This is a genomic window from Pseudomonas azotoformans (assembly GCF_900103345.1).
In the GTDB taxonomy this organism is placed as follows: Bacteria; Pseudomonadota; Gammaproteobacteria; order Pseudomonadales; family Pseudomonadaceae; genus Aquipseudomonas; species Aquipseudomonas azotoformans.
Genome location: NZ_LT629702.1, coordinates 3,673,605 through 3,698,137, shown reverse-complemented (window position 1 = coordinate 3,698,137; position 24,533 = coordinate 3,673,605). Strand labels below are relative to the sequence as shown.

Annotated in this window: 23 protein-coding genes and 1 pseudogene; 19 read left to right on the top strand and 5 right to left on the bottom strand. The window is 54.9% G+C overall.

Features of this window, described 5'->3' with window-relative positions:
• The first annotated feature begins 3 nt into the window (after nt 1-3).
• The 4 genes from BLR69_RS16705 to BLR69_RS16690 all read left to right on the top strand — a co-directional run bounded on the left by BLR69_RS16705 (nt 4) and on the right by BLR69_RS16690 (nt 3,494).
• Nucleotides 4-495: an OmpA family protein gene (locus BLR69_RS16705; RefSeq protein WP_071496333.1), complete on the top strand. Its 492-nt coding sequence runs from the start codon at nt 4-6 to the stop codon at nt 493-495.
• Nucleotides 496-697: 202 nt separating this feature from the next.
• Nucleotides 698-1,645 (top strand): TauD/TfdA family dioxygenase, encoded by a 948-nt coding sequence (locus tag BLR69_RS16700; RefSeq protein WP_071496334.1) that lies wholly within the window; start codon nt 698-700, stop codon nt 1,643-1,645.
• Between the two features lie 53 nt (nt 1,646-1,698).
• Nucleotides 1,699-2,547 (top strand): EamA family transporter, encoded by an 849-nt coding sequence (locus BLR69_RS16695; RefSeq protein ID WP_071496335.1) that lies wholly within the window; start codon nt 1,699-1,701, stop codon nt 2,545-2,547.
• A complete protein-coding gene (locus BLR69_RS16690) occupies nt 2,547-3,494 on the top strand; it encodes a LysR substrate-binding domain-containing protein (RefSeq protein ID WP_071496336.1) in 948 nt (315 codons plus the stop codon). Before BLR69_RS16695 ends, BLR69_RS16690 begins: the two co-directional genes overlap by 1 nt.
• A gap of 45 nt (nt 3,495-3,539) precedes the next feature.
• On the opposite strand, the gene BLR69_RS16685 is transcribed toward BLR69_RS16690, so the two are convergent.
• Together BLR69_RS16685 and BLR69_RS30780 are read right to left on the bottom strand one after the other, a co-directional pair.
• The gene (locus tag BLR69_RS16685) at nt 3,540-3,830 is read right to left on the bottom strand and encodes a DUF3077 domain-containing protein (protein WP_071496337.1); all 291 of its coding nucleotides are present in this window, start codon (nt 3,828-3,830) and stop codon (nt 3,540-3,542) included.
• A 314-nt stretch (nt 3,831-4,144) separates the two neighbouring features.
• A pseudogene (locus tag BLR69_RS30780) lies at nt 4,145-4,282 on the bottom strand (LysR family transcriptional regulator); the annotation flags it as partial.
• A 707-nt stretch (nt 4,283-4,989) separates the two neighbouring features.
• On the opposite strand from BLR69_RS30780, the gene BLR69_RS31185 reads away from it, so the two are divergent.
• The 11 genes from BLR69_RS31185 (at nt 4,990) to BLR69_RS16630 (ending at nt 16,783) form a co-directional block, all read left to right on the top strand.
• Complete coding sequence (locus tag BLR69_RS31185) at nt 4,990-5,700, top strand: tyrosine-type recombinase/integrase (RefSeq protein WP_232000924.1); 711 nt, start codon at nt 4,990-4,992, stop codon at nt 5,698-5,700.
• A gap of 8 nt (nt 5,701-5,708) precedes the next feature.
• A complete protein-coding gene (locus BLR69_RS30775) occupies nt 5,709-6,257 on the top strand; it encodes a hypothetical protein (protein ID WP_134434980.1) in 549 nt (182 codons plus the stop codon).
• A gap of 110 nt (nt 6,258-6,367) precedes the next feature.
• A complete protein-coding gene (locus BLR69_RS16675) occupies nt 6,368-7,501 on the top strand; it encodes an AlbA family DNA-binding domain-containing protein (protein WP_071496339.1) in 1,134 nt (377 codons plus the stop codon).
• A 207-nt stretch (nt 7,502-7,708) separates the two neighbouring features.
• Nucleotides 7,709-8,197: a hypothetical protein gene (locus BLR69_RS16670; RefSeq protein WP_071496340.1), complete on the top strand. Its 489-nt coding sequence runs from the start codon at nt 7,709-7,711 to the stop codon at nt 8,195-8,197.
• A gap of 160 nt (nt 8,198-8,357) precedes the next feature.
• Complete coding sequence (locus BLR69_RS16665) at nt 8,358-8,663, top strand: hypothetical protein (RefSeq protein WP_071496341.1); 306 nt, start codon at nt 8,358-8,360, stop codon at nt 8,661-8,663.
• 661 nt (nt 8,664-9,324) lie between these two features.
• Nucleotides 9,325-9,867 carry a KilA-N domain-containing protein gene (locus BLR69_RS16655; RefSeq protein ID WP_071496343.1) on the top strand — a complete coding sequence of 181 codons (543 nt, stop codon included), beginning with the start codon at nt 9,325-9,327 and terminating at the stop codon, nt 9,865-9,867.
• Nucleotides 9,868-10,050: 183 nt separating this feature from the next.
• Entirely contained in the window at nt 10,051-14,097 is a 4,047-nt protein-coding gene (locus BLR69_RS16650; protein WP_071496344.1) for a transglycosylase SLT domain-containing protein, read from the top strand.
• Nucleotides 14,098-14,219: 122 nt separating this feature from the next.
• The gene (locus BLR69_RS16645; RefSeq protein WP_076955188.1) at nt 14,220-14,699 is read left to right on the top strand and encodes a phage protein Gp13 family protein; all 480 of its coding nucleotides are present in this window, start codon (nt 14,220-14,222) and stop codon (nt 14,697-14,699) included.
• Nucleotides 14,700-14,708: 9 nt separating this feature from the next.
• Nucleotides 14,709-15,305 carry a virion core protein, T7 gp14 family gene (locus BLR69_RS16640; protein WP_071496345.1) on the top strand — a complete coding sequence of 199 codons (597 nt, stop codon included), beginning with the start codon at nt 14,709-14,711 and terminating at the stop codon, nt 15,303-15,305.
• Between the two features lie 230 nt (nt 15,306-15,535).
• Nucleotides 15,536-15,718, top strand: coding sequence for a gp19.5 family protein (locus BLR69_RS16635; RefSeq protein ID WP_083365813.1), 183 nt, complete (start codon nt 15,536-15,538; stop codon nt 15,716-15,718).
• Nucleotides 15,719-15,832: 114 nt separating this feature from the next.
• Nucleotides 15,833-16,783 carry an STM4504/CBY_0614 family protein gene (locus BLR69_RS16630; RefSeq protein ID WP_071496346.1) on the top strand — a complete coding sequence of 317 codons (951 nt, stop codon included), beginning with the start codon at nt 15,833-15,835 and terminating at the stop codon, nt 16,781-16,783.
• A 219-nt stretch (nt 16,784-17,002) separates the two neighbouring features.
• Here the strand turns inward: BLR69_RS16630 and BLR69_RS16625 are convergent, their stop codons facing one another.
• A complete protein-coding gene (locus BLR69_RS16625; RefSeq protein WP_071496347.1) occupies nt 17,003-17,992 on the bottom strand; it encodes a LysR family transcriptional regulator in 990 nt (329 codons plus the stop codon).
• A gap of 132 nt (nt 17,993-18,124) precedes the next feature.
• Here BLR69_RS16625 and BLR69_RS16620 point away from each other — a divergent pair, with 132 nt between their 5' ends.
• Entirely contained in the window at nt 18,125-19,642 is a 1,518-nt protein-coding gene (locus tag BLR69_RS16620; protein ID WP_071496348.1) for a CoA-acylating methylmalonate-semialdehyde dehydrogenase, read from the top strand.
• 15 nt (nt 19,643-19,657) lie between these two features.
• Nucleotides 19,658-20,545: a 3-hydroxyisobutyrate dehydrogenase gene (gene mmsB / locus BLR69_RS16615; RefSeq protein WP_071496349.1), complete on the top strand. Its 888-nt coding sequence runs from the start codon at nt 19,658-19,660 to the stop codon at nt 20,543-20,545.
• A 197-nt stretch (nt 20,546-20,742) separates the two neighbouring features.
• On the opposite strand, the gene BLR69_RS16610 is transcribed toward mmsB, so the two are convergent.
• Complete coding sequence (locus tag BLR69_RS16610; protein WP_010206533.1) at nt 20,743-21,087, bottom strand: cupin domain-containing protein; 345 nt, start codon at nt 21,085-21,087, stop codon at nt 20,743-20,745.
• Nucleotides 21,088-21,477: 390 nt separating this feature from the next.
• On the opposite strand from BLR69_RS16610, the gene kynB reads away from it, so the two are divergent.
• Both kynB and kynA read left to right on the top strand, forming a co-directional pair.
• On the top strand, nt 21,478-22,128 hold the full coding sequence (gene kynB, locus BLR69_RS16600; RefSeq protein ID WP_071496350.1) for an arylformamidase: 651 nt from the start codon (nt 21,478-21,480) through the stop codon (nt 22,126-22,128).
• The gene (kynA, locus tag BLR69_RS16595) at nt 22,125-22,982 is read left to right on the top strand and encodes a tryptophan 2,3-dioxygenase (protein WP_071496351.1); all 858 of its coding nucleotides are present in this window, start codon (nt 22,125-22,127) and stop codon (nt 22,980-22,982) included. Before kynB ends, kynA begins: the two co-directional genes overlap by 4 nt.
• Before the next feature lie 97 nt (nt 22,983-23,079).
• Here kynA and BLR69_RS16590 read toward each other — a convergent pair whose 3' ends face one another.
• Nucleotides 23,080-24,483, bottom strand: a complete 1,404-nt coding sequence (locus BLR69_RS16590; protein WP_071496352.1) for an amino acid permease — start codon at nt 24,481-24,483, stop codon at nt 23,080-23,082.
• Between the last annotated feature and the right edge of the window lie 50 nt (nt 24,484-24,533).

The window sequence follows — 24,533 nt, the reverse complement described above, 5'->3', positions numbered from 1 at the left end:
CCCTTGTTCACAACCGCGCGCTTCATGTTTATCACCTTGCTGGTGTCACTGCTTGCCCTCGGCGGCTGCCAGACGCCGCCCCCCAAAGGCCTGACCCCGGCGCAAGTGGCCGTCCTCAAGCAGCAAGGCTTCGAACTGACGGACGAAGGTTGGGCATTCGGCCTGTCTGGCAAAGTGCTGTTTGGCAGCGACGTCGAGACGCTCAACCAACCCAGCACCGACATCGTCCAACGCATCGGCAAAGCCCTGCTGGGCGTGGGCATCGAACGCGTGCGTGTCGACGGCCACACCGATGCGTCGGGCAAGGAAACCTACAACCAGCAACTGTCCCTGCGCCGCGCAAAAAGCGTGGCGACGGTGCTGACCGGCGTGGGTATGAAGGAAGAAAACATCCAGCTGCGCGGGTTGGGCAGCAGCGAGCCGGTGGCACCGAACACCACGGTGGCGGGGCGCACGGAGAATCGGCGGGTGTCGATTGTGGTGATTGCGGACTGAGGCCGTCCCACCAATCACAATGTGAAACCCAATCAAAATGTGGGAGGGGCGGTGTGCTTGAAACAGCGTTTGCTAAGTAACTTCTCCGTAGGAAATTTCTGCAATGACGAATTTTGATGGCTAGGCTGACGAGGTTTCGCTTTTTCGCAAATGGTGGGCTTAGTTAAATGAACGCTCCAACTAACCACCGTAAAGGATTGCGATGAACATAAATGTCAGTGATTTCCGGCAAGCAGTTTCCAACGTTAGACTTTCAAAGTTTGCCTTTGATGAACTTTTGAGCGCAAGAGAGTTGCTAGCATCTGAAAGTCAGGGGGCTCGATTCGATAGCAAGGCTGCCTACATCAATTCTCTACAATCATCCGTCTTGAGTAAGGAGCTAGATAGAATCCGAACCATGATCGACCATGAATGCCATGTCTTGATTCTTGATGGTTTTAAGGTCGAAAAACTTGAGACGTTCAAATCACTGATATGGACATTTGCTTCTCTACTCGGTGTACCCATGGTACAGAACCATCTTGGTCACAAGGTGATTGAGGTTTTTGACCGAGGTGGTCAGCGTATTGAGGAGGGTGCGAGATACCATCAAACCCGCCAAGGTGCTTACGTACACAACGATGGAGTGAGCGATCCGCTACCTATCGATTACTTGATCCTGGCTTGCGGACAGCAAGCGCTTTTGGGCGGCGAGAGCATCCTGATTGATGCAAGCGCGGTATACGCGGAGCTGATGGCGTTTCCAGAAATATTGGAAGAGCTTAAATGCAACTTCTTTTTTGAAAACCGCGGTATGTCAGATGAAGAGCAGCTTTTCAAGGCGCCCATTCTGAGTTTTTCCAATGAAGGCATTCCGCTGATCAGATACTTTCGGGTCTACATTGAATCCGCCCACATCAAGGCGGGAGTTCCGTTAACGCTGGCTCAATGCCAAGCGCTGGACTTTCTGGACACTGTTCTCGATCAGTCATCCGTTCAGCAGCGAGTGTTGCTGGAACCAGGGCAGGTACTTATTTCGGCCGATAATAAGTTTCTTCATACTCGTACGCACTTCATTGACAGGCATGCGCCACGTTGTGTGATAGATGATGCTGAGTCTTTGAGCGATCTAAACCGCTACATGCTACGGGTGTGGTTACGCAAACAATGATGACCCGAGAGCTATAGCGTACATCCTCCACTATCCGCCACAAGTCGAGCCCCATGGACAACTCTGATATTGCGATCTTGCTGGTCTTGATCTCTGCTTTCATGCACGCCACCTGGAATGCGGTAGTCCGCGCCGGCAGCAGTCGCTTCATGACCTTGGCCATGGTGGATGGCACCGCGCTGGTGATATGCCTGTTGGCGATGCCGTTTGTCAGCGTGCCGAGCCTGGAGGTGTGGGGCTACATTCTCGTCTCCGTGGGGCTTAATACGGTCTATCGGCTATTTCTGATCAAAGCCTACGAAACGGGAGATTTCGGGCAGGTGTACCCGGTGATGCGTGGGATACCGCCGGTACTGGTCGCGTTGTTTTCCTACTTTCTGTTGCATGAGCAGTTGTCACCCCAGGCGCTGGCGGGTGTGATGCTGATTTGTGTGGGCATTATCAGCCTGACCTTCGTGCGCAGGATGACAGCGCAGATGTTCAAGCCGATCCTGATGGCGGTGTGTGCCGGGGCGTTTATCGCGGCTTACACGGTGGTGGACGCCAAAGGCGTGAGAGCCAGTGAAACGGTGTTGCAATACATCATCTACCTGACGGTATTCCAGAGTATTCCGATCCCGGTGCTGGCGTTTTCCAGGGAGCGTTTGGCCTTGATGCGTGCGATACGTGGGCATTGGCGAGTCGGCCTGTTGGGCGGTGTTTTTTACCTGGCGTCTTACGGATTAGTGCTGATTGCGTTGTCATTGGACGCGGTGGCCAAGGTCTCAGCGCTGCGGGAAACCAGTGTTATTATCGGCGCCATTATTGCCGCGCTGTTTTTTCACGAACGGTTCGGCTGGCGACGGATGCTGTCGGCATTCATCATTGTTTGCGGGATCATCTCTATCAAAGTGAGCACCTGATGGCCCAGCGTCCGCCTCCCACACCGATGCTTCAAGCCTTCGTCAGCGCTGCGCAAACCGGTAGTTTTGCGCGTGCGGCGTCGGAGCTTAACCTCACCGCCAGTGCCATCAGCCATCAAATTGCAGGACTGGAGGAGTGGTGGGGCGTGCAGTTGTTTGAGCGGCATTCGCGCGGCGTCAAACTGACATCCGCGGGGCAGGCTTTGTTGCCGGTCACCGACGGATTTTTCAAGGCATTGGATGGGGTCTTGCATTCACTCAACCCCGCAAAATCCCGACCGTTGTACCTCTCCTGCACATCTTCCCTCTGTTCGACGTGGCTGATCCCCAGGATGCATGGCGCTCACACTGAGGCCTCGTTCAACCTCGATCTGGTGTTGACCAGCGCCGACATCAACAGCACCAGTCTGGAAGCGCATCAATACGATGTCGCGGTGGTGATGGGGTATGGCGATTACCCGGATCATCATGTTGAACTGCTGATGCGTGACGCGGTGTTCCCCGTTTGCTCGCCGGAATTTCTAAGGCCGAAGGGGGATATTGCGCCAGAGGATGTCGCCCAATACCCGCTGATTCATAGGGTGGACGATCAGGTGTGTCCGGGGTGGGAAAGCTGGTTTGCGTTTCAGGGCCTGCCGACGCCGCCTTATCACCATGGGCCGCGATTTCCGGATTCGAGTCTGGCGATCAGTCTGGCGGTAAAGGGCACAGGGATTGCGCTGGGCAGGACTGCGTTGGTGTATGACCAATTGGAAAACGGTGCATTGGTTGCGTTGAAAAGCCCCGTAATGATGTCCCCAGCGGCCTACTACATCATTTGTCGAAATGGGCGGCAGTCAGAGCCGGATATTGCGCGGCTGTTTGAATGGCTCAAGACCCGTGCGGGTGAGTTCCTGCGCGAAGTTCGGGCGCGGTATCCGCAAATTGTCGGGACCAACGTAGTTTAAATGTGGGAAGGAGCAGGGCTCCTCCCACATTCGAACGGTGTTCGTTTAATGGCTTGGCGTCAGCGCTTGCGTCAGGTCATCGACCACGGCCTTGCCCATCTCACACAGGTAATGCGCGGCCCATGCGTATTGCTCGCCGCGTACATCCATGGCGGCTTCCATTGCGAGTTTCTTGGAGTAGAACAGCAGGGTGGAGGCGTGTTCCAACGCTTCCTCGATCGGCATGCCGGAATTGACGCGGAACAGGGGTTTTTCGTTTTCACCATAGTCGCCGAAGGTGACGACGCCGAGGGTGGTGATGGAGGAAAGCGGTGGGTCGGGGACGATTTTAGTCATGATCTATACCTGGGAATTTAGGGAGCCACCCACTCATGTCGCTATACATGAAAGGGTGGCAGCTGTACGCAGGTTAGCGAACCGGACCCAGGACCCGGCAGACCCGAGGGTCTCCCACGCACAGCCGCCATAACACGACAACGAAGAGCATGAAGCGCTTGCCGTTGGAGGCTGTGTCCGGGTTCGGGTCGCTAAACCCGTTCGCTGATGTCAGCGAAGTACGGAGGCTAATGACTCGAACCCTAAGCCACAATAGGCCAGAGATTCTCTAGGAAACGTCCTGCAAATTAAAGCGAATCATCGTTGATGGCCCTTTAATCCGCGAACCTGATCTCCCTTGTCTCCCCCATCAACAACCCGTGATTCTGCTCTGTCACCTCCCTGATGTAATCCCACAACAACGTAATCCGCTTCAACTTCCGCAGATCCTCCCGGCAGTACATCCAGAACTGCAAGGCACACAGGTTTTTCCCAATGATTGAAGGGTTAAACCGTTATGAGTCAGCTTACAGAACCTCTTACTGTTACAAGTCCTGGGCCAAACCCTACAGGTCCCTTGAGGCCAGCCACGAGGCTCGCCAAGCCCTACCACTTCAGGCGCAACGGTATTTACTACATGCGTCTCAGGACGACAGGTGCCACCACAGAGTTTGCTTCGGTGTCTCTCAAGACCAGCAGTCGCCGGGAAGCTATGGACGCTTCAGACTTTCTCGCGGAACTCGTTAGGGCGTTCCACCGGGAGACCCCAGGCGCGACATGGGACGAGCTGAAAGAACACTTTCGGTCGGTCTCTGAGGAAGTCCTTGCAGGCGATGATGTGGCGCAGCACTGGGGCGGTTTACACACTGGGGTGAGTGATAGGGGGCATGGCGCTGTAGGGGCTCTGAGGCTCGTAGGTAGTGCTTCCCAGCGCAAACCTATAATCGGCTCGTCTCCGTCTCAATCTGTACAGGCACTGACCTTTAAGTCCCTTTCAGCTCTGTACTTGAAGGACCGTTCAGGCGAACAGAAAGCGTCAACGCTGAGTACCACCAAGTTTACGCATGGGGTTCTCAGTGAGCTGTTGGGCTCCCTGGATCTACGGGTACACACACGAGAAGACCTTGTGGGTCTTCGGGACACTCTCGCGAAGACTCGTAAGCCTTCAACGGTCAACCAGATGCTCATGAAGCTTTCTGCTGTTCTGAACTGGGCTGTTGAGAATGGTCACCTCGAAAAGTCATACGACAAGAAACTGAAGTTCACTAAGGGGCTTGAGTCGACCCGTAAGGCATTCTCACAGGATCAGGTGGGCAAGATCGTTGCTTACGCGAGCACGTTCCCTGAGACCTCTTGGAAGCGCTGGTTGCTAAGTCTGGGTGCAATCACTGGCGGACGCCTCAATGAAATCTCTCAGTTGACGGTAGGTGACGTGCAGACACTGGGCACAGGTATTACGGCCATTCACATCAATGAGGTGGGAGAGGGGAAGACGATCAAGAACAAGCGTAGCGAACGTTTGATACCACTGACAGACGGGGCCTACGGTTTTGACCTTGCGGCATTCCTGCGATATGTAGAGTCATGCAGGCTTGCAGGGACTGATGCACTGGGCCAGATTGGTTACAGACCCGCTGGTGAATGGGCTAATCAGACAGCCATCCCTGAGGCGCTGGGAGACTCCTACGAACGGGGTTTGGTGTTCCATTCCTTACGTCACTCGCTGGCGTCACTCATGCAGGAACACGGTGTTCCTACAACACATGCCCAGGCCCTAATGGGACACGCTACCGGTACGATAACCTTTGATGTTTACGGCTCAGGGGTTCCCGTTGAGACGCTGGCAGGGTTATTGATTGGGCTCTTTGAACCTATCGCGCTTAACTTTTAGGGGACATTATGGAAGATAAAAAAACTCCACCCGGTAATCGGGTTTCACGTGTCGCTTTCTCCTTCATTACTCACCAGTTCAGTGACGGGAAAATCGTCCAGCAAGTAGAGCGGCGTGAGTATGTATTGGGACTCGATGCGTCCGGGGAGGATGTCTTAAGTCTTTGGTGTGAGATTGCCAATGAGTATATGACCGTTACCAAGGTGGTCGCGCCGTTCGGGTCTCAGACTGACTTACTAAAGGCCGGTCAGGACATCATAGAATGGGTAAGAACTACCGGACCACGTAGGAAGATCAAGACCGGGGCCTCCAAATCATCTCCCGAAGAACTTGAAGCTGCTGAATGCGTAGAGGCTGACGAAATACTATCGCGTATGTGGAATCACGTAGAAAGCATGGAACACAAGCGGGTGATTTACAAAATCTCAGAGATAACTGGGCCGATAGAGTGGACTGCTTACCTCTCCCGAGCTGGGATGCCTGAACGGCTTAAATCAAGCTGTGATGGCGCATCAAAAATTAAATCTAAGAAACCTGCTGGAAAAAATGGCCCTTAGCTTGCTGTGCGCTATCGTACGATTTGACGCCATTCGGTGGTGCAGCTTTAACCAGGGCGGGTAAGTATTGTGTACACTATTGATTTTGGGTGTTGGATAGTGGGTGAAGTATGGATGACGATACATTAATACAAGAGTTGCTGTATCGAGGAGAGGGTCCAACACTCGACTATAAGGTTAAACAGTACCCTTTTTCAGGGGCTGATGAAGGGCAGAAGTCAGAGTTGCTAAAGGATATTTTAGCGTTCTCGAATGCGTGGCGTTCAGAGATGGCTTATATATTGATTGGCGTAGAGAATGATACAGGGAATTTGGTTGAACTTGATACGGATATAGACGATTCACGCCTCCAAGAATTCGTGAATAGTAAAACAAACCACCCTCTGGATTTTTCTTACAGGTCGCTAACTTATAATGGGGTTAAGCTGGGTCTGTATTCTATTGCTGTTCAGGATCGGCCAGTTTTCGTGAGGAAGCAATACGGAAGAGTGGCGCCCAACACGATATACGTCCGTCGTGGCTCGGCGACAGCTATTGCTGACCCATCTGAAATAGCAAAGATGGGAGAGGCAAAGGTCGAGCAAGTTGTTGCTCATGCTCCGAAGATAATAGTAAGGATTGTTTCTCCCGATTCAAATGTTTCGGGTGAGTTAGTCGTGGAATATACGCAGTTTACACTGTTGCCAGAGAATCGCTATGATGACTACTCGATTCAGGATGGTCGGGGCGTGATTTATCGAAGAGTAGCTCAGTTGGTGAATGTTAATTATTATCGAGAGTTTTCTTCATATGTGCAGGAGATATCTGGAAAAGTACCGTTTGTACTCGAGATTAGTAATGAAGGAGACCATTTTGCGGATGATATTCAGATTCTCATAAGTTTTCCAGTTGCCCCATTGTTTACGTTCAAGAATCTCGAAGAGTTATTGGAGAGGCCAACCAAGGAAGCTTCTTATCGTAGTTTTGATAGTAGATTATTGCTTGCGAGTAATAAGGTTTTGAAACACTCCATTAAGTCCTCGGAAAATGAAATATCCTTAAAGTTCAATGTTGGGAAATTGCAGGCTGGGGAAATGCGTCGAACACCTCGGATTTTTATGATAAATCCTCCTGTAGCACTAACGGAGATTACGGGGCGCATCCTCTCTGATCAGTTACGAAGCCCTGTGATATTTAATATTCCTGTGCAAGTTGACATGACGTCAAAGGTTCTTACGATGGAGATTTTGAAGAAATTAACTTGATGAGAAGGGGCGTGCAATCGGATTGGCTTATCATAGGTTAGCTGAAGACCGCCTGGCTTCGATGGCCTAATGAAACATGTCATTCGTACACGCCTTCTGTTCAGAGCGTTCCAGTAAAAACACCCACTACAACCCCTTCACAACAAAACCCCCCACTAAAACCAGAAGGGCTCCCGCTCGCCTGAATTTTGATGAGGAGGCCACACAATGCTTACACCCACAGAGCTGTCCGAGTTGGATAAACGCATTGGCTTTCGAGCAGATGAACTCATAGCTGCACGTGCTGAGCGCTGCAAAGCTGTTCCAAAGGTTGCTGGCGTTGGCGAAGGCTCCATAGGCATCCGAGGAAGACCACCCAAGTCAATTGAGAACCCCTTTTACCAGTTCGTTGGACCGACCAGCCGTTACGGTCGTTACCCCGAATTTGCATTGGATGTCATTGAAGGCGTTGCACGGCTGGACTGGCATGACCGCCCAATAGGTTCTGGTGGGAAATCCGTGTCTCTGTCTGTGCGCAAGTTGGCAGTGATTCTTGAGAGTCTTGAAAAGGTGACGGCGGAAGCTGTCGGCCAGATTCTTTTGCTCGCTGAACGCCACTCTCAAAGGTACGTAAAGGCCATTGGAATCATCATTCCATACATGCTGAAAGCTCGGCCCAAGCTGCTCACCGATGAGATGGAAGGGCGCTTTGACTGAGAAAATACGCACCGAACATCGAAGCTGAATTACCGCCGCATGTATAAGAGGACCAGTAGAGACCCAAGACCCAAGAGAGTAGTTGTGTGAGTATTATTCGTTGACATGTGTGAGCGGTGGTCGTACATTTACCTTTCTTCAAACGCACTGAGACAGCGCAATGAGTAACCTAACCGCCTTCAATACCACAGAGCCTGCAATATACATCTCGCTTGAGTACAGCGACGACTATGACGATTACAAGGGCACCGGTTCATGGACCTGGGTTGCTAAGCGCTCATGGAGTTATGGCGGCGCAGTTCGTACAGAAGTGTTTGAAGTCCCTCAGGGCGCAGAGGGCGCAGACAATGAGGATGTGGTCAGTATGATCAAGGCTCTCACGCGCGCACCGGAAGACAGTGACATTAAGTATGCAGTGGCACAGATGGGTGATACACCAAGTTACGTGGCTGTCCGGGTGGAGTAAGGCTCCTTCCGACAAGGCTGGATGTTGAATAATAAAAAAACTGTAACGTGTACGGGTCGTATTCGTATATCTTGAGTGGCTAACGCTTCTCGAGGATTACTTAATGGCCGCTCCCGTATTCGTAACTGACAGCCTTTCTATTGCGCAAGCAACGCCTAAAAGGCGTCATGTTGACTTGAAGGTAAGTCTAACTTCTGCATTGAATGAATTTGTTGCTTTGGGGTTGTTCGAAACTTCAGAGAGTACTGAGGGGCATACCATTTGGAGTCTGGTCGGCGGTCCTGTAGTTGCTCAAGAGGCGTTCTATGAGGACTCTTTCAAGAGGCAATTCGACTTCATACAGTTGACCCGTGATGCTGCCCTGGGTGTCGTGCTGAGAGCGAGACATGCAGGGGACCGGGCCGCAATTGTCGATGCAATTCGACACTCCTGAGAGCAGGTTGATTTAAAAACCCTCACTTTAGGGAATAGACCATGCATCTATTTTCGCTTACCAGTTCAGCCCGGATCAGTCAGGGCCGACCGCCTTTTACATGATTATTCTCTATCACAGCTTCTTTTTGGTTGGACCTCTTGAAGCCTGGCAGTTACCCGTGTGGGGCGCTGTGAGCGCTGTCAGGAGGACGGCCAAGAAGTCCAACCAAAAGGAATTCACGAGATTATGAATATCGATATTGCACACAGACATGCAGGCCATCTTATTGTTATTCAAGACAAGCCTTTCAAAGCTAATGAGGCTGGCATGTGGAATTTGACCGAAATTTGGCAGGCCTTGAAATTACCAAAGGCTAAACAACCGGGTAAGTTTGTTGACCGTAAAGAGGCTCAGAGATTTTTGGAAACCGGAAAAATCGGTTCTGAAAGGAAAGGGTCTCTGAATCAGACTTTCGCGGCAAAGCAGGCCGTTATTCGTTACGCCGCATGGGTGTCCTCAGAATTTGAAGATGTCGTGTACGACGCTTTCGAGGCAATCCTTGATATGCCAGATGTTGCGCTGTTGGTTGCAGGGAAGATGTCTGAGCTTGGACGTGTAAAGGAGTCTGAAATACTGCGTCGAATTGCTGAAAGCGATAAGGGCGCGAGACAAGTCGCACTTAGGCATCTCAATAGAGGTCGTGTTCGCCGAGCGTTGAGTCCGCAGGAGAAGGAAGTACAGACGCTTTCGCGGCATGCCGCTCGTTTTGAGAAAAAGCTAAGAGGGTGATTTAAACTTAATTTTTTCTTTGTCGCGGAGCAATTCCGTAGGCGCAATTTTTGGGCTGTCTGCTCGAAGCTAATCATTTTCAAACTTCTCTGCCTGACCATCCGAACTATGCCGGAGCCCTATGTGTGGGCGCTTAAAAGTGGTGTGGATGGTCGGCGGATACTCAGATAAGGGGAAATTTAAATGACCACTCTCAACGACTATGAATCCGTGAAGGCCAAGGGCACGCCCTACGATGCCTTGATTCGACAAGAAGCTGACCGCAACGAAATCCCTTACAAGTTCATGCACAAGCTCATCTACAACGAGTCGAGCTTTAACACCGTTGCCAAGTCCCGCACAGGCCCCTTGGGTCTCGGACAGTTCACAGAGTTGACCGGTAAGGCTTACGGCCTGATGACCCCTGAAGACCGTATGGACCCACAGAAAGCAGTCCCTGCGATTGCCCGTCACCTCAAGGACCTCAAAGGCGCCTATCAGGGTGACTTGCTGAAGGCAGCTTTGGCATACAACCAAGGCCAGGGCCGTTTGGGCTCCCCTCAGTTGGCCGCACTTGATCAAGGTGACTTCACCAAGATCAGTCCCGAGGGCCAGAACTACATGCGCAAGCTGCTGGACGTGTCCGGTGATTCGCCTTCCCGCCAATGGTTCGATGCCCAAGGAGTGACCAATCCCGGTATCAACCCAAAGGCCCAAGCCGTCAGCTTTGAGGATGCTACTCGGGGTGTGACGGCAGGCGCTAAGGTTCGTGTGGGTCAGGACCTCCCTCAGTTGGGCAATATGAATCTGGAAGGTGGCACAGCCCCTCAGACTCAACAGGATTTCATCACCCTTGAGAACCACATCGGAAAGCCCGAAAAGGGCACCTTCGAGGGGACAGGAGATGCTACAGCGGCCTCCCTGGCAACTTCACCACTGGCCTCCCTGTTTCGGTACGCCACACAGGAGGACCATGACCCGCTGGACTGGGTGAACCCAAGTGATAACTCTCAGTGGACCGCTGATGATTACGACATGATTCGTAAGGAGGGTGTGGACCCTCAATACTTCAGCTTCGTGCAGGACTACGCCAAGGGCAAAAGGGCCAACCTTCCGAACGCCATTGCGATGGCAAAGGAGAACATGGCCTATGAGCAGCGCATTGGTAACGCTGGGACGGGCGCTCAGATTGTCGGTGGGTTTGCGGGTGCCGGTCTGGACCCTCTGACCTACACGCCTGTACCAGGGACAACCGGTGTACGCCTCATCTCTCGGGTTGCTCAAGGTGCTATGTATTCGGGGGCTGCTGCTGTGGCCTCTGAGGGTCTACGCGAAAGCGTAACGGGCATTGAGGGTCACTACGGGACAGCTCTCGTGGGTGGTGCATTGTTCGGTGCAGGTGCCACAGCTCTGTTTGACCGGGCGTTGAGAGCTACACCAAAGGAGGCCCGTATAGACGTTCCTGATGCTGACCTTGAGTCGATACTTGCGCGACACGGTGAGTCGGCCTTACCGAATGAGCGCTTTGACCTGCACCCTGATATGGAGCCTGACCTGAACGACTTCTCTGGTCCGAGCATTCGCTTGGAGGCCCGTGAGACGGCTCGCCAGTTAGGTCAGGATGATCCTTCACGGTTCCCATGGTTGGCCGGTGAGGAACCCAAGGAAGCCTTTGGGGTGAGCTATGTTGACCATCCTAACGAGCCTGGGGCAGTGCGCTTGCAGGACGGTTCAATCCTGTCTGCTGACAATCCACTGAACCCTAAGACCCTTCAGGACGCCATGGAGGTTATGCCGGATGACCGTGCAGCCCGTGGTGTGACGATGGGCGGATTTACCGAGATTGGCTATACGCTGAATCGCTCGGAGAACCCTGAGATTCTGGCTATCGGCAATCAGTTGTTCCGGTCGCCTACAGGGACCATCAGCGGCTCTAACGGGAAGTTCGGGGCTACCGCTTCGGACATCATTGAGCGTATCCGGGGTCAGGACCATGTGACCTACAACAAGATGTCTGATGAGGTTCTTGATGCCATCAAAGACCCAAGCTACGCGATGACTGATGGCGGTCGCCAAGCTCACATTGAGCGTGCTTTCAGGCGTGTCGCTGAGGCCACTGAGGACCTTTCGGGTTCCAAGGCGGCACAGCTCACAGCCGGTGAGAAGAAGCTGATGGACACCGTTAAGGCTCACTACGATCGTAAGGCTGACTACCTTGCAGCACCTGCCCAGTTCGGCAACAGGAACGCCCGTGCGGTTCTTTCGGGGACCCGTCACGCTGGCTCGTACATTCCAAACGTCTACAGCTCAGCAGCTAAGAACCTGAACATTCAACGCTTTGGCGGTGCTGATGGTCTGCGAGACGCCATTACGGAATCCTGGCTGGCCTCGTACGCTGCACGGCCTCACGTGAAGACCCGAGTGGACGCGCACCTGAAGGAACTTGCGATTGCTGAAGGGCGTGTACTGGAAGACAAGGACCTTCCCGCCGCTGTTGAACGCTATGCCAGCAGCAAGGCAACCGGTATTAGCCACTCTGACCAGTTCGACAGGTCGTCTGTCGTGGACAACAGCCCCGAAGGCCTCACAGGCGTGGAGAACAACAACTTTCTTGAAGGGCGTCACCTGTTCGATTCGGACATGGCGGTGCCGCTCAGCGATGGCTCACAGTTCTCTGTGAATGACCTGCGTGAGTTTGACCTGGCGCGCATCACTCCAAGCTATGACCGCCGTGTGAACGGTGACATCGGGATCATGGGGGCCACTGGGAAAACCACGAAGGAACTGAAGGCGCAGATTGCAGGGGTCAATACTTCCAGTAACGCTGAAAAGGCAGCGCTTGAAGAGTCATTGAAGATTCTCACCGGTCGGGCACGTCGAAACCCTGAGGGCGCCTTCGCCACCACAGCTCGGATTCTCTCTGACCTTTCGTTCATCTCGAAGAATGCTTACATGGGCGTTCAGTCAATTTCAGAAGTGGCCGGGATGGTGATGAAGGGGCATACGCACATGCTCTTGAAAGGTGTCCCACTGTTGCGCGAGATGACTCAGTGGGGTTCAAAGATCAGTGCGAAGGACCTAAAGGACATGCATTCGATGATCTTTGGTCGGGAACTGGATAACCATATTCGGCCAACCCGTCAGGACATCGTTGAGCGGTTGAGGGACCAAGCTGAAGTGAACCCATTAATGGCGAATGTACTGGGCACTATCAAGTTCGGTACGCAAGAGGCTTCTGCCCGACTTCCCCTCACGAGATTCCTCACAGAGTCCTCTAACTACATTGCAGACGCTGGCCGCTCGGGTGTGCTTTCGGACCTTGTTGATCATGTGCTATCTGGTCGTAAGTCGGCTTTGTTTGACCCTCAACGGTTGCACTCAATGTCGATTACTCCCGAGCAATTCGGGGGCATCAAAGCAATGATCCGTGAGCATATGACAGTGGGTGAGAATGGTCGCTACACCATCAAGGATCGTGCAGCCCTTCAGCGTGACCCAAGGACAATGGACATGTGGCGAATGGGCGACAAGATCGCACACGAGACTATTCTTCGTCCTCATGTTCTTTCGTCCGCCGATACGGTGGCTTATGGGGCCGGGGTCAAGATGGCGATTCAGTTCAAGAACTTCACGATGCGCTCCGTCAACTCCCGGTTGATTCGGGCCTATCACGACGCTACCAAGAATGGCCGAGCAATCGACCAAACCCTTCAAGCAGTTCTTTCAACGGGGCTTGCTGTATCGACATATGTGGCGATGAAGTACAGCCAAGCGGCGAGTATGCCAAAGGACCAGCGGGAAGGTTTCTTGAAGGGGGCGCTCGATCCAAAGATGCTGGCCTATGCCGGTCTGTCTCGTAGTTCTCACATTGGAGCACCGTTGGGCTTGCTGAACATCGTAGCGGCCCCGCTGGGATTCGATCAGGCCGCAATGGTCCGATCTTCAATCCTTCCACGGGGGCCTAAGGAGCAACGCAGCAGCGGCCCTATGCGGTACTCGCCCCTCAAGTCTGACAACATCACGGGGTTCCTTGGTCGCGTTGCTGAACAGGTCCCGGCAGCAGGAACCCTCGGTAGTGCATGGCAAGTTGCGAGTAACGCCCTCGGAGCTATGGGCACTGACTCCCGTCGAGCTGATCAGGAATACATGACAGGTGTCTTCAACGGCCTGCGCGGCCTTGTGCCGAATGATCCTGTATCGCAAAAGCTCTTGCTCATGATGATGGAGGGGCAGGGCGTAGAGATTCGTTAAGCCTGCTCTAAGTTCATCTCATTAACCTTTGTTCACTTACTTCCTATCACTTTGTCCCCGCCCTAATCAGGTGGGTGGTTGAGCTATGGGAGTTGTTTAAAAATAAATTCAGGAGGAATAAAATGACCGGCGATAAAGTTAAGCATGAACGTAGCAGTCTTTATAAGTCGAAAGCCACTCGAAAAGACTTGTACAAAGCAGCAAGGAGTTTGTCTGTAGGCGATCTTGCGGACTTTCAAGCAATGCAATCAGGTAGATGTCCAATAGATGTTTTTACAAAGGCCCTGGATGATACAGTGCATGTAATAAAGTTTGGCTCACGTGTGTTGGCCGTGGGAGGGCACCCTAAAGGTGGCGTGTGGTTTGTAACCACTGAAGTTGTTAATGAACTTTCTAAAGCTGGACGATTCAGTTTTTACAGAATGCTTAAGCAACATCTTTGTGAGGTGAAGCAGTCTCGACCCGCTGGTGAGTCATTTACCAATTTTGTTTCGGTAGGCAATCATGCTCATGTTCGTTTGTTGGAGTCCCTTGGGGCCACTTTTCAACTCGGGCACGTCTTAAGCCCGGCAGGCTTCCCGTTCAAACAGTTTTGGTTATAGGAGGTATTTATGTGCGATCCAACAGGCGGTATTGCGACAGTGGCCGTTATCGCTGCGATGAGTACAGTCATAGGGGTATCTCAGTCTGCCAAGGCTAAAGGCCAGATGACAGACAACGAGCGTAAGTCTCAAAATGAGATCGTCAAGCAAGCCAACTTTGCCGAGAACGACCAGAAGCTTGCAACCGTGGACAAACACGATGAGGCGCGCCGTCAGCTTACAGAGGTGAACCTACAGGCTCTTCGGAACCAAGGGACCATCAATGCTGCTGTGGGTGAGTCTGGTCTTGCAGGCAACTCGATGGACCGTATCAAGAACTCTGTAGCCAACGATGCATCGGCACAGAAGATGAACATCACCGAAAACTACGAGCGGGACTACCAGGCGATCTTTGCGAATCGTGTGGGTAGCTCTGAGAACTCCAAGGCCGCTGTACGTGGTGCAGGTGGCAAAAACTACAAGGTGAACAACATCGCCAACGCCCTGAATATCGTGTCTTCCGGGGCGCAGGGTTACATGGCGGCTGGTGGTAAGTTTGGTAGCGGGGCTTCAGGTACCCCATCAGGTGGCAACAGTATGAGCGTTAACAATGGCGTGACACGTTGAGGTCTTCAGGAGCCACTTCGTATTGACCAATCAGAGGGGCCTTCGGGTCCCTTATTTTTCAGTTTTGCCAGGGCTACAGGCCACGTCCTGCAAGGGCTCCAAAAGCACCCACTATAACCATAGGGAGGCTTAAAGTTACTCTCTTAGAGATGCCTCTGAGACCTCCTGTGTGGGTGGTGGTTATCACCATCTACCACCTTCTCTATTACCAGCTCAAAGGAGGCTGAAGCATGATCGTAATGACTACTCGCTGGCAGACCTTTGTGGCTGTAATCCGCACTCTGGCTACCCATCGTGTCACCTACCGGTTTTTTGCTCTACTCCTTGTCAGTCTTGGAGTTGTTCAAGGCGGTCAACTGGTCGAACGCTTTGGAGATGTCGTCTGTGTTCTACTTGGTGGCTGTGCTCAGTGACGCCAGTGAGATTTCTTTCGACCAATCGCAGCATGTACCCAAAAGTATTGCAAAATGGTTTGACCTTACAGCTATCCTAACGATTCTCTCACCCACGCAGCAAAGGACGCGAAAATGCCAATAATCAACCTGTTTTCTAAACGAATGGCCGAAGAGCGCGATGGCGCGACTGACGTCTATACATATGATAGGTTTTCTGACAATTTTCGAGTCCAGCTATCCTTAATGATTCAGGAGATTCTGGGGGATGTACACGTTGCCTATCGTGAGACTATCCCGAGGGATGTTTACGCGTCTATCGTGACGATTCTCCGAAAAGAGTACGGTGTTGAATATTTAGTGTCCAGTGTTTATTGTGATACTCCCTTTGAAGAGTTGCATAGGTTTTTAAGGAAGGAGCCTAATGTAGAACGTATTCTTGATGCGGTGGAACTTGGCTATCGGTTAGGTCATCGCTATGCGCGCAAACAGAATTACTCAGCCGCTCATCGCTATGATGCAGAAAGTCACGTTGATGCGTGCATTGAAGAACTCAATGGTAGATTCAAGGAGGCGGGTTACGGGTATGAGTTTGTAGTCGAAAGTGAAAGTGTTATTCGTATAGATTCTGAGTTTGTACATGCGGAAGTTGTTAAGCCCGCCATCCATTTTCTTAGCTATCCGGGCTTTGAAGCTGCTCGTAGTGAGTTCTTTGGCGCTTATGAGCATTATCGGCATGAACGTTATAAAGAAGCACTCGTAGACGCGGGTAAAGCTTTTGAGAGCACGTGCAAAATTATCTGCAAAGCAAATGATTGGCCGTATGCTCAAAGAGATACCGCTAACAAACTTATTCTGATTCTCATCGAAAATGGTCTGATGCCTTCCTATAACCAGACCTTCTTAACCTCATTACAGTCAGTTTTAGCGTCAGGCATACCTACTCTTAGAAATAACCTTGGAGGTCACGGGGATGGTCATGAAATCTTGGAGGTTTCCCCCGAAATAGTTGCCTATGGACTACACCTGACCGCATCCGCCATTATGATGCTGGCCGCTCTCCAAGAGAAACGCGAAGCCTCTTGAGAATCTGGCAGAAAAATCTGAAAGACCACCTCAACTGTTCTATGCCGCCAGTTCCCCCCCGTGGCCCCTCTCGCGCCTGAGCCTTATCGCATGGGGGCGCATGGGGTCCTTATCGTGGGCCTGCACGCCTCTGTAAGTCCTGCTGAGTGGTCCCTAAGAACGCCCTGCGCTGTTACAACTCAAGGACCAACTCAGGTTACAAACCTCTGGCAAACCCTCTCAGACCTCGTTAGGATTTGCCCACCTGAGTCCTTGCATACTCTGACTGGCGAACCTGATCTCCCGTGTCTCCCCCATCAACAACCCCTGATTCTGCTCCGTCACTTCCCTGATGTAATCCCACAACAACGTAATCCGTTTCAACTTGCGCAGATCCTCCCGGCAATACATCCAGAACTGCCGCGTAATCGCAATCTGCTCCCCCAGCACCGGCAACAACCGCGGATCCTGCGCCGCCAAAAAGCACGGCAGTATCGCCATCGACCGCCCCTGCTGCGCCGCCACGTACTGCGCAATCACGCTGGTACTGCGCAAACTGGCGCTGGCGCCGGGCACCACGTTGGCCAGGTACAGCAGCTCCGAGCTGAACGCCAGATCATCCACATAGCTGATAAACGGATGCTCGGCCAAATCCGCGGGTTTGCGGATCGGTGGGTGCTGGTCCAGGTATTCCTGGGTCGCGTACAGCTGCAATTTGTAGTCGCACAATTTGCAGCACACATACGGGCCATGCTCCGGACGCTCCAGGGCGATGACGATGTCGGCTTCGCGCTTGGACAGGCTGATGAAGTGGGGCAGGGGCAGGATGTCGACCGAGATGGCCGGGTAGGTGTCGACGAAGTGGCTCAGTTGCGGGGTGACGAAGAAGCTGCCGAACCCTTCGGTGCAGCCCATGCGCACATGTCCGGACAGCGCCACGCCGGAGCCGGAGACTTGCTCGCAGGCCATGTGCAGGGTGCTTTCGATGGACTCGGCGTAGCCCAGCAAGCGCTGGCCCTCGGTGGTCAGCACGAAGCCGTTGGTCCGGGATTTTTCGAACAGCAGGGTGCCGAGCGACACTTCCAGTGAACTGATGCGCCGCGACACGGTGGTGTAGTCCACCGCCAGGCGCTTGGCGGCCACGCTGGCCTTGCGGGTGCGGGCCACTTCGAGGAAAAACTTCAGGTCATCCCAGTTCAGGGAGCCCAGGGACGTGATGTTTTTTTGCATATTGGTCCGGCTTTTATGTGCGTTCTTATTAGAGATTTGCACATCTATACTCCAAAAACAGTCCGAACGCCTCATTCTTCAAGGCGATTCCACGCCTTGGTTCTCTGCATAAATATAAGATTTGGAGACCACATGAACGCATCTGCCGATATTTCCGTGCAACAGGTCAAGTTGCTGATCAACGGCGAGTGGGTCGAATCCAAGACCATCGAGTGGCAAGACATCGTCAACCCCGCCACCCAAGAAGTGTTGGCCAAAGTCCCGTTCGCGACCGCCGATGAAGTAAACGCCGCCATCGACGCCGCCCACCGCGCCTTCCAGACCTGGAAGCTGACGCCGATCGGCGCGCGCATGCGCATCATGCTCAAGCTGCAGGCCTTGATCCGCGAACATTCCAAGCGCATCGCCGTGGTCCTCAGCAACGAGCAGGGCAAGACCATTGCCGATGCCGAGGGCGATATTTTCCGTGGCCTGGAAGTGGTGGAACACGCCTGCTCCATTGGCACCCTGCAAATGGGCGAATTCGCTGAGAACGTCGCCGGTGGCGTCGACACCTACACCCTGCGCCAACCCATCGGTGTGTGCGCCGGCATTACCCCGTTCAACTTCCCGGCGATGATTCCGCTGTGGATGTTCCCGATGGCGATCGCCTGTGGGAATACCTTCGTGCTCAAGCCGTCCGAGCAGGACCCGCTGTCGACCATGCTGCTGGTGGAGCTGGCGCTGGAAGCCGGTGTGCCGGCTGGCGTGCTCAACGTGGTGCACGGTGGCAAGGATGTCGTGGATGCGCTGTGCACCCACAAGGACATCAAGGCCGTGTCCTTCGTCGGTTCGACGGCAGTGGGCACCCATGTGTACGACCTGGCTGGCAAACATGGCAAGCGCGTGCAGTCGATGATGGGCGCCAAGAACCACGCGGTGGTGCTGCCGGATGCCAACCGTGAGCACACCCTCAATGCCCTGGTCGGTGCCGGTTTCGGCGCGGCGGGCCAGCGTTGCATGGCCACCTCGGTGGTGGTGCTGGTGGGCGCGTCCAAGCAATGGTTGCCGGATCTGAAGGCGCTGGCGCAGAAACTCAAGGTCAACGCGGGCAGCGAGGCCGGCACCGATGTCGGCCCGGTGATTTCCAAACGCGCCAAGGCACGCATCCTGGAGCTGATCGAAAGCGGCGTGAAAGAAGGCGCCAAGCTGGAGCTGGACGGCCGCGACATCAAGGTGCCGGGCTTCGAGCAAGGCAACTTTGTCGGCCCGACCCTGTTCTCGGGCGTGACCACCGATATGCAGATCTACACCCAGGAAATCTTCGGCCCGGTGCTGGTGGTGCTGGAAGTGGCGACGCTCGATGAGGCCATCGCCCTGGTCAACGCCAACCCGTTCGGCAACGGCACGGGCCTGTTCACCCAGAGCGGCGCGGCGGCGCGTAAATTCCAGAGCGAAATCGATGTAGGCCAGGTCGGCATCAACATCCCGATCCCGGTGCCGGTGCCGTTCTTCAGCTTCACCGGCTCCCGTGGTTCCAAGCTCGGCGACCTCGGCCCGTACGGCAAGCAAGTGGTGCAGTTCTACACCCAGACCAAGACCGTCACCAGCCGCTGGTTCGATGACGACACGGTCAACGATGGCGTCAACACCACCATCAACCTGCGCTGATTCCGGGAGACAACCATGAAGATTGCATTTATCGGCTTGGGCAACATGGGCGCCCCCATGGCCCGCAACCTGATCAAGGCAGGTCACGCGCTGAACCTGTTCGACTTGAACCAGGTGATACTCAAGGAATTGGCTGAACTGGGCGGCAGCATCAGCGATTCACCACGCGATGCGGCGAAAGACGCTGAGCTGGTGATCACCATGCTGCCCGCCGCCGCCCATGTGCGCAGCGTGTGGCTGAATGAAGACGGTGTACTCGCCGGCATCGGCAAAGCCGTACCGGCGGTGGATTGCAGCACCATCGACCCGCAAACTGCCCGTGACGTCGCCGCTGCCGCCGCCAAACACGGTGTGGTGATGGCCGACGCGCCCGTTTCTGGCGGTACTGGCGGCGCCGCCGCAGGGACGCTGACCTTCATGGTCGGCGCCACCCCGGAACTGTTCGCCACCCTGCAACCGGTTCTGGCGCAGATGGGCCGCAACATCGTGCACTGCGGTGAGGTGGGCACGGGGCAAATCGCCAAGATCTGCAACAACCTGTTGTTGGGGATCAGCATGGTCGGCGTCAGCGAAGCCATGGCATTGGGCGACGCGTTGGGCATCGATACTCAGGTGTTGGCGGGGATCATCAACAGCTCGACCGGGCGTTGCTGGAGTTCCGACACCTACAACCCATGGCCGGGCGTGATCGAAACCGCACCGTCGTCGCGTGGCTACACCGGTGGGTTTGGTGCGGACCTGATGCTCAAGGACCTGGGACTTGCCACCGAAGCTGCACGTCAGGTCAAGCAACCGGTGATTCTGGGCGCTGTGGCCCAGCAGTTGTATCAATCGATGAGCCAGCGCGGGGAAGGGGGCAAGGACTTTTCCGCGATCATCAACAGCTATCGCAAGCCCAAGTAAAGTTGTAACAACGCTTACTTTGGCGAGCGGGCTTGTTGTGGCGAGCGGGCTTGCCCCGCGTTGGGCTGCGCAGCGGCCCTAAAACTACCCGCCTCGGAGCATCTGGAAAACTGCGGTGGGTTTATTGGGGCTGCTTCGCATCCCAACGCGGGGCAAGCCCACTCGCCACAGGTTAGGTGGCGAGCTTTAGAGAGGCCTCAAGCAAACACGAAATACTTACGCACCGTCTCGACCACTTCCCACGTCCCCTTCATCCCTGGTTCCACCACAAAGATATCCCCAGCGCGCAAGTGAATCGGCTCCAGGCCTTCCGGCGTGATGATGCAGTAGCCTTCCTGGAAGTGGCAGTATTCCCACTTCACGTAGTCCACGTACCACTTGCCCGGCGTGCAGATCCAGGTGCCCATGATCTTGCTGCCGTCTTCGCTGGTGTAGGCGTTGAGGTTGACGGTGTGCGGGTCGCCTTCGAGTTTTTCCCATTTGCAGGCGTCCAGGACGGGCAGCGGGTGGGTGTCGCGCAGTACGGTGATGGGCTTGGACATGATGTCTCCGAGGCAGGGAATGGAAAGAGCCACCCTAAGGCCTGGGGCGTTGTGTCAGTGGTCTGAACTCGACATCGGGATGCCCAGAAGCGCAGCTGTCTTTAGTTGACATCGTCCACCCGCCTGCCATCCCTGTAGGAGCGAGCTTGCTCGCGAAGAACCTGAGAGCCCCGCGTGCAACCAGAATGCCCGCGTTATCCTTAACGACCTTCGCGAGCAAGCTCGCTCCTACAGGGATGGTGCGCGGGTAGCGTGTTGATAGATCCAACGGCCAATCTGCTGAATCCTCGCAATAAGTGCGAAAGATTTCCCGCATCACGCCAGAATTCGCAAGAAAATTCGCGGCCGGCACTCGTATCATTCACCCCAGTAACCGCCGAGAGCCTGCAAATGAACCCAATAAAAACGTGGTGGGATATCAGCCCGCCCTTGAGTACGGCGACCCCGACCTGGCCGGGGGATACGCCGTTCCAGGAAGAGCGCGTATGGCAGTTTGGCCCGGAGTGTCCGGTGAATGTCGGGCGTATCACTCTGTCGCCACACACCGGCGCCCACGTGGATGCGCCGCTGCATTACAGCGCGGACGGCGCGGCCATTGGTGAGGTGTCGCTGGATGTGTACATGGGCCCTTGCCGCGTGCTGCATTGCCTGGACAGCGGCGCGCTGGTGCAGCCGCATCAACTCCAAGGCCGTGTGGATAACTTGCCGGAGCGCGTGCTATTGCGCACTTATCCACAAGCGCCGCTGACCGAGTGGGATTCGAACTTCACCGCCATCGCCCCACAGACCATCGAGTTGCTCGCCAGCCTGGGAGTGCGCTTGATCGGTATCGACACGCCATCCCTGGACCCACAGCAGTCCAAGACCATGGATTCCCACAACGCCGTGGCGCGCCATGGCATGGCGATTCTCGAAGGCATCGTGCTCGATGACGTCGCCGAGGGCGACTATGAATTGATCGCCCTGCCGCTGCGTTTTGCCAACCTCGACGCGAGCCCTGTCCGCGCCATTCTCCGCCCGCTCAAGGAGCCCACGCGATGAGCCAATGTCCCTTCTCTGCCGATTACCAACCTCCGGAAGAATGGCATAACGCCGAACTGAATTTTTCCGAGTCCATGAGCTACGGCGATTACCTGGACCTGGGCAAAGTCCTCATCGCCCAGCACCCGCTGTCGCCGGACCACAACGAAATGCTCTTCATCATCCAGCACCAGACGTCCGAGCTGTGGATGAAACTGATGCTCCACGAGCTCAAGGCCGCCCGCGAACACGTACGCCTGGGCGAGTTGCCGCCAGCATTCAAGATGCTGGCGCGGGTGTCGCGGATCTTCGATCAACTGGTGCACGCCTGGGCGGTGCTGGCGACGATGACGCCGTCGGAGTACAAGGCGATCCGCCCGTTCCTGGGCCAGTCGTCCGGGTTCCAGTCGTTCCAGTACCGCGAGATCGAATTTATCCTCGGCAATAAAAGCGCGGCGCTGTTGCGACCGCATGCCCACCGGCCGGAGCTGTTGAACGAGTTGAAAGTGGCGATTGCCACGCCGTCGCTGTATGACGAGGCGATCAACCTGATGATCAAGGCGGGCCTGGCGATTGATCCAAAGCGTGCCGAGCGCGACCCGACGGCGGCGACGGTTCACGATGAATCGGTGGAGGCGGCGTGGCGCGAGGTGTATCGCGACCCAAACCGTTACTGGGACCTGTATCAATTGGCCGAGAAGTTTATCGACCTGGAGGATTCGTTCCGCCAGTGGCGCTTCCGCCATGTGACGACGGTGGAGCGGATCATCGGCTTCCAGCCGGGCACGGGTGGCACGGAAGGTGTGGGGTATTTGCGCAAGATGCTCGACACCGTGCTGTTCCCGGAACTGTGGCGAGTACGCTCCACGCTGTAAACAAAATGTGGGAGGGGGCTTGCCCCCGATGGCAGTGTCAGTCAGTACATCGGGTACAGATAGACCGCTATCGGGGGCAAGCCCCCTCCCACAGGGATCACTGCGCGTTGACTACCGCGTTACTCCTGCGAACCCGCAACCGGTAGGCCACATAGATAATCCCCACCCACACCGGCATCGCATACACCGACTCGCTGATGCCCGGAATCGCCAGCATCACGCTGATGATCATCACCATGAACGCCAGGCACAGGTAGTTGCTGAACGGGAACCAGAAGGTCTTGAACGACGGCGTCAGGCCTTGTTCGCCCATGGCCTTGCGGAACTTGATGTGGGTGATGCTGATCAGCGCCCAGTTGATCATCAGCGAGGCAACCACCAGCGCAAACAGCAACTCCAGGGCGCTCTTCGGTGCGACGTAGTTGACCACCACGCACAACATCGTCACCAGGGCCGAAATTGCCAGGGCGCGGATCGGCACGCCTTGCTTGTTCAACTTCATCAACGATTTGGGGGCATCGCCTTGCTCGGCCAGGCCGAACAGCATGCGGCTGTTGCAGTACACGCCGCTGTTGTACACCGACAGCGCCGCGGTCAGCACCACGAAGTTGAGGATGTGGGCGGCGGTGTCGTTACCGATCAGCGAGAAGATCTGCACAAACGGGCTGCCGCTGTAGGCATCGCCCGACGCGCCGAGGGTTTGCAGCAGTTGGTCCCATGGGTAGAGCGATAGCAGCACGGTCAGCGCGCCGACGTAGAAAATCAGGATGCGGTACACCACCTGGTTGATCGCTTTCGGGATCACCTTGCGCGGTTCGCTGGCCTCTGCGGCGGTGATGCCCACCAGCTCCAGGCCACCGAACGAGAACATGATGAACGCCATGGACATCAACAGCCCCATGCCGCCATTGGGGAAGAACCCGCCGTGGCTCCACAGGTTGCTGACCGAGGCCTGCGGGCCGCCGGTGCCGCTGAACAGCAGGTAGCAGCCGAGCACGATCATGCCGACAATCGCCACCACCTTGATGATCGCGAACCAGAACTCGGCTTCACCGAAGAACTTCACGTTGAGGGTGTTGATCAGGTTCACCGCCACGAAGAACACCAGCGCGCTGACCCAGGTCGGGATCTCCGGCCACCAGAACTGGATGTACTTGCCCACGGCCGTCAGTTCGGCCATGCCCACCAGTACGTAGAGTACCCAGTAGTTCCAGCCCGCCAGGAAGCCTGCGTAGCCGCCCCAGTATTTGTGCGCGAAATGGCTGAAGGAACCGGCCACCGGCTCTTCGACGATCATTTCGCCGAGCTGGCGCATGATCAGGAACGCGATGAAACCGGCAATCGCGTAGCCGAGGATCATCGACGGCCCCGCCGACTTGAGCACCCCGGCCGAGCCGAGGAACAACCCCGTGCCGATCGCCCCTCCCAAGGCGATCAGCTGAATGTGCCGGTTCTTCAGGCCACGCTTGAGGCCTACCGGGTTAACCATGTCATCCGCCATTAACATTCCCTTCTACTTGTTTTTCTCAGGGTGGAGTGCACGCCGCATCT

What these genes read in the sequence shown, in the direction of transcription:
- BLR69_RS16620 (WP_071496348.1), top strand. Translation starts at nt 18,125, where the DNA reads ATGAACGCATCTGCCGATATTTCCGTGCAACAGGTCAAGTTGCTGATC.
- BLR69_RS16640 (WP_071496345.1), top strand. Translation starts at nt 14,709, where the DNA reads ATGTGCGATCCAACAGGCGGTATTGCGACAGTGGCCGTTATCGCTGCG.
- BLR69_RS16610 (WP_010206533.1), bottom strand. Translation starts at nt 21,087, where the DNA reads ATGTCCAAGCCCATCACCGTACTGCGCGACACCCACCCGCTGCCCGTC.
- BLR69_RS16645 (WP_076955188.1), top strand. Translation starts at nt 14,220, where the DNA reads ATGACCGGCGATAAAGTTAAGCATGAACGTAGCAGTCTTTATAAGTCG.
- mmsB (WP_071496349.1), top strand. Translation starts at nt 19,658, where the DNA reads ATGAAGATTGCATTTATCGGCTTGGGCAACATGGGCGCCCCCATGGCC.
- BLR69_RS16690 (WP_071496336.1), top strand. Translation starts at nt 2,547, where the DNA reads ATGGCCCAGCGTCCGCCTCCCACACCGATGCTTCAAGCCTTCGTCAGC.
- BLR69_RS30775 (WP_134434980.1), top strand. Translation starts at nt 5,709, where the DNA reads ATGGAAGATAAAAAAACTCCACCCGGTAATCGGGTTTCACGTGTCGCT.
- BLR69_RS16695 (WP_071496335.1), top strand. Translation starts at nt 1,699, where the DNA reads ATGGACAACTCTGATATTGCGATCTTGCTGGTCTTGATCTCTGCTTTC.
- BLR69_RS16675 (WP_071496339.1), top strand. Translation starts at nt 6,368, where the DNA reads ATGGATGACGATACATTAATACAAGAGTTGCTGTATCGAGGAGAGGGT.
- BLR69_RS16630 (WP_071496346.1), top strand. Translation starts at nt 15,833, where the DNA reads ATGCCAATAATCAACCTGTTTTCTAAACGAATGGCCGAAGAGCGCGAT.
- BLR69_RS16670 (WP_071496340.1), top strand. Translation starts at nt 7,709, where the DNA reads ATGCTTACACCCACAGAGCTGTCCGAGTTGGATAAACGCATTGGCTTT.
- BLR69_RS16650 (WP_071496344.1), top strand. Translation starts at nt 10,051, where the DNA reads ATGACCACTCTCAACGACTATGAATCCGTGAAGGCCAAGGGCACGCCC.
- BLR69_RS16590 (WP_071496352.1), bottom strand. Translation starts at nt 24,483, where the DNA reads ATGGCGGATGACATGGTTAACCCGGTAGGCCTCAAGCGTGGCCTGAAG.
- kynB (WP_071496350.1), top strand. Translation starts at nt 21,478, where the DNA reads ATGAACCCAATAAAAACGTGGTGGGATATCAGCCCGCCCTTGAGTACG.
- BLR69_RS16635 (WP_083365813.1), top strand. Translation starts at nt 15,536, where the DNA reads ATGATCGTAATGACTACTCGCTGGCAGACCTTTGTGGCTGTAATCCGC.
- BLR69_RS16625 (WP_071496347.1), bottom strand. Translation starts at nt 17,992, where the DNA reads ATGCAAAAAAACATCACGTCCCTGGGCTCCCTGAACTGGGATGACCTG.
- BLR69_RS16700 (WP_071496334.1), top strand. Translation starts at nt 698, where the DNA reads ATGAACATAAATGTCAGTGATTTCCGGCAAGCAGTTTCCAACGTTAGA.
- BLR69_RS31185 (WP_232000924.1), top strand. Translation starts at nt 4,990, where the DNA reads ATGCTCATGAAGCTTTCTGCTGTTCTGAACTGGGCTGTTGAGAATGGT.
- BLR69_RS16655 (WP_071496343.1), top strand. Translation starts at nt 9,325, where the DNA reads ATGAATATCGATATTGCACACAGACATGCAGGCCATCTTATTGTTATT.
- BLR69_RS16665 (WP_071496341.1), top strand. Translation starts at nt 8,358, where the DNA reads ATGAGTAACCTAACCGCCTTCAATACCACAGAGCCTGCAATATACATC.
- kynA (WP_071496351.1), top strand. Translation starts at nt 22,125, where the DNA reads ATGAGCCAATGTCCCTTCTCTGCCGATTACCAACCTCCGGAAGAATGG.
- BLR69_RS16685 (WP_071496337.1), bottom strand. Translation starts at nt 3,830, where the DNA reads ATGACTAAAATCGTCCCCGACCCACCGCTTTCCTCCATCACCACCCTC.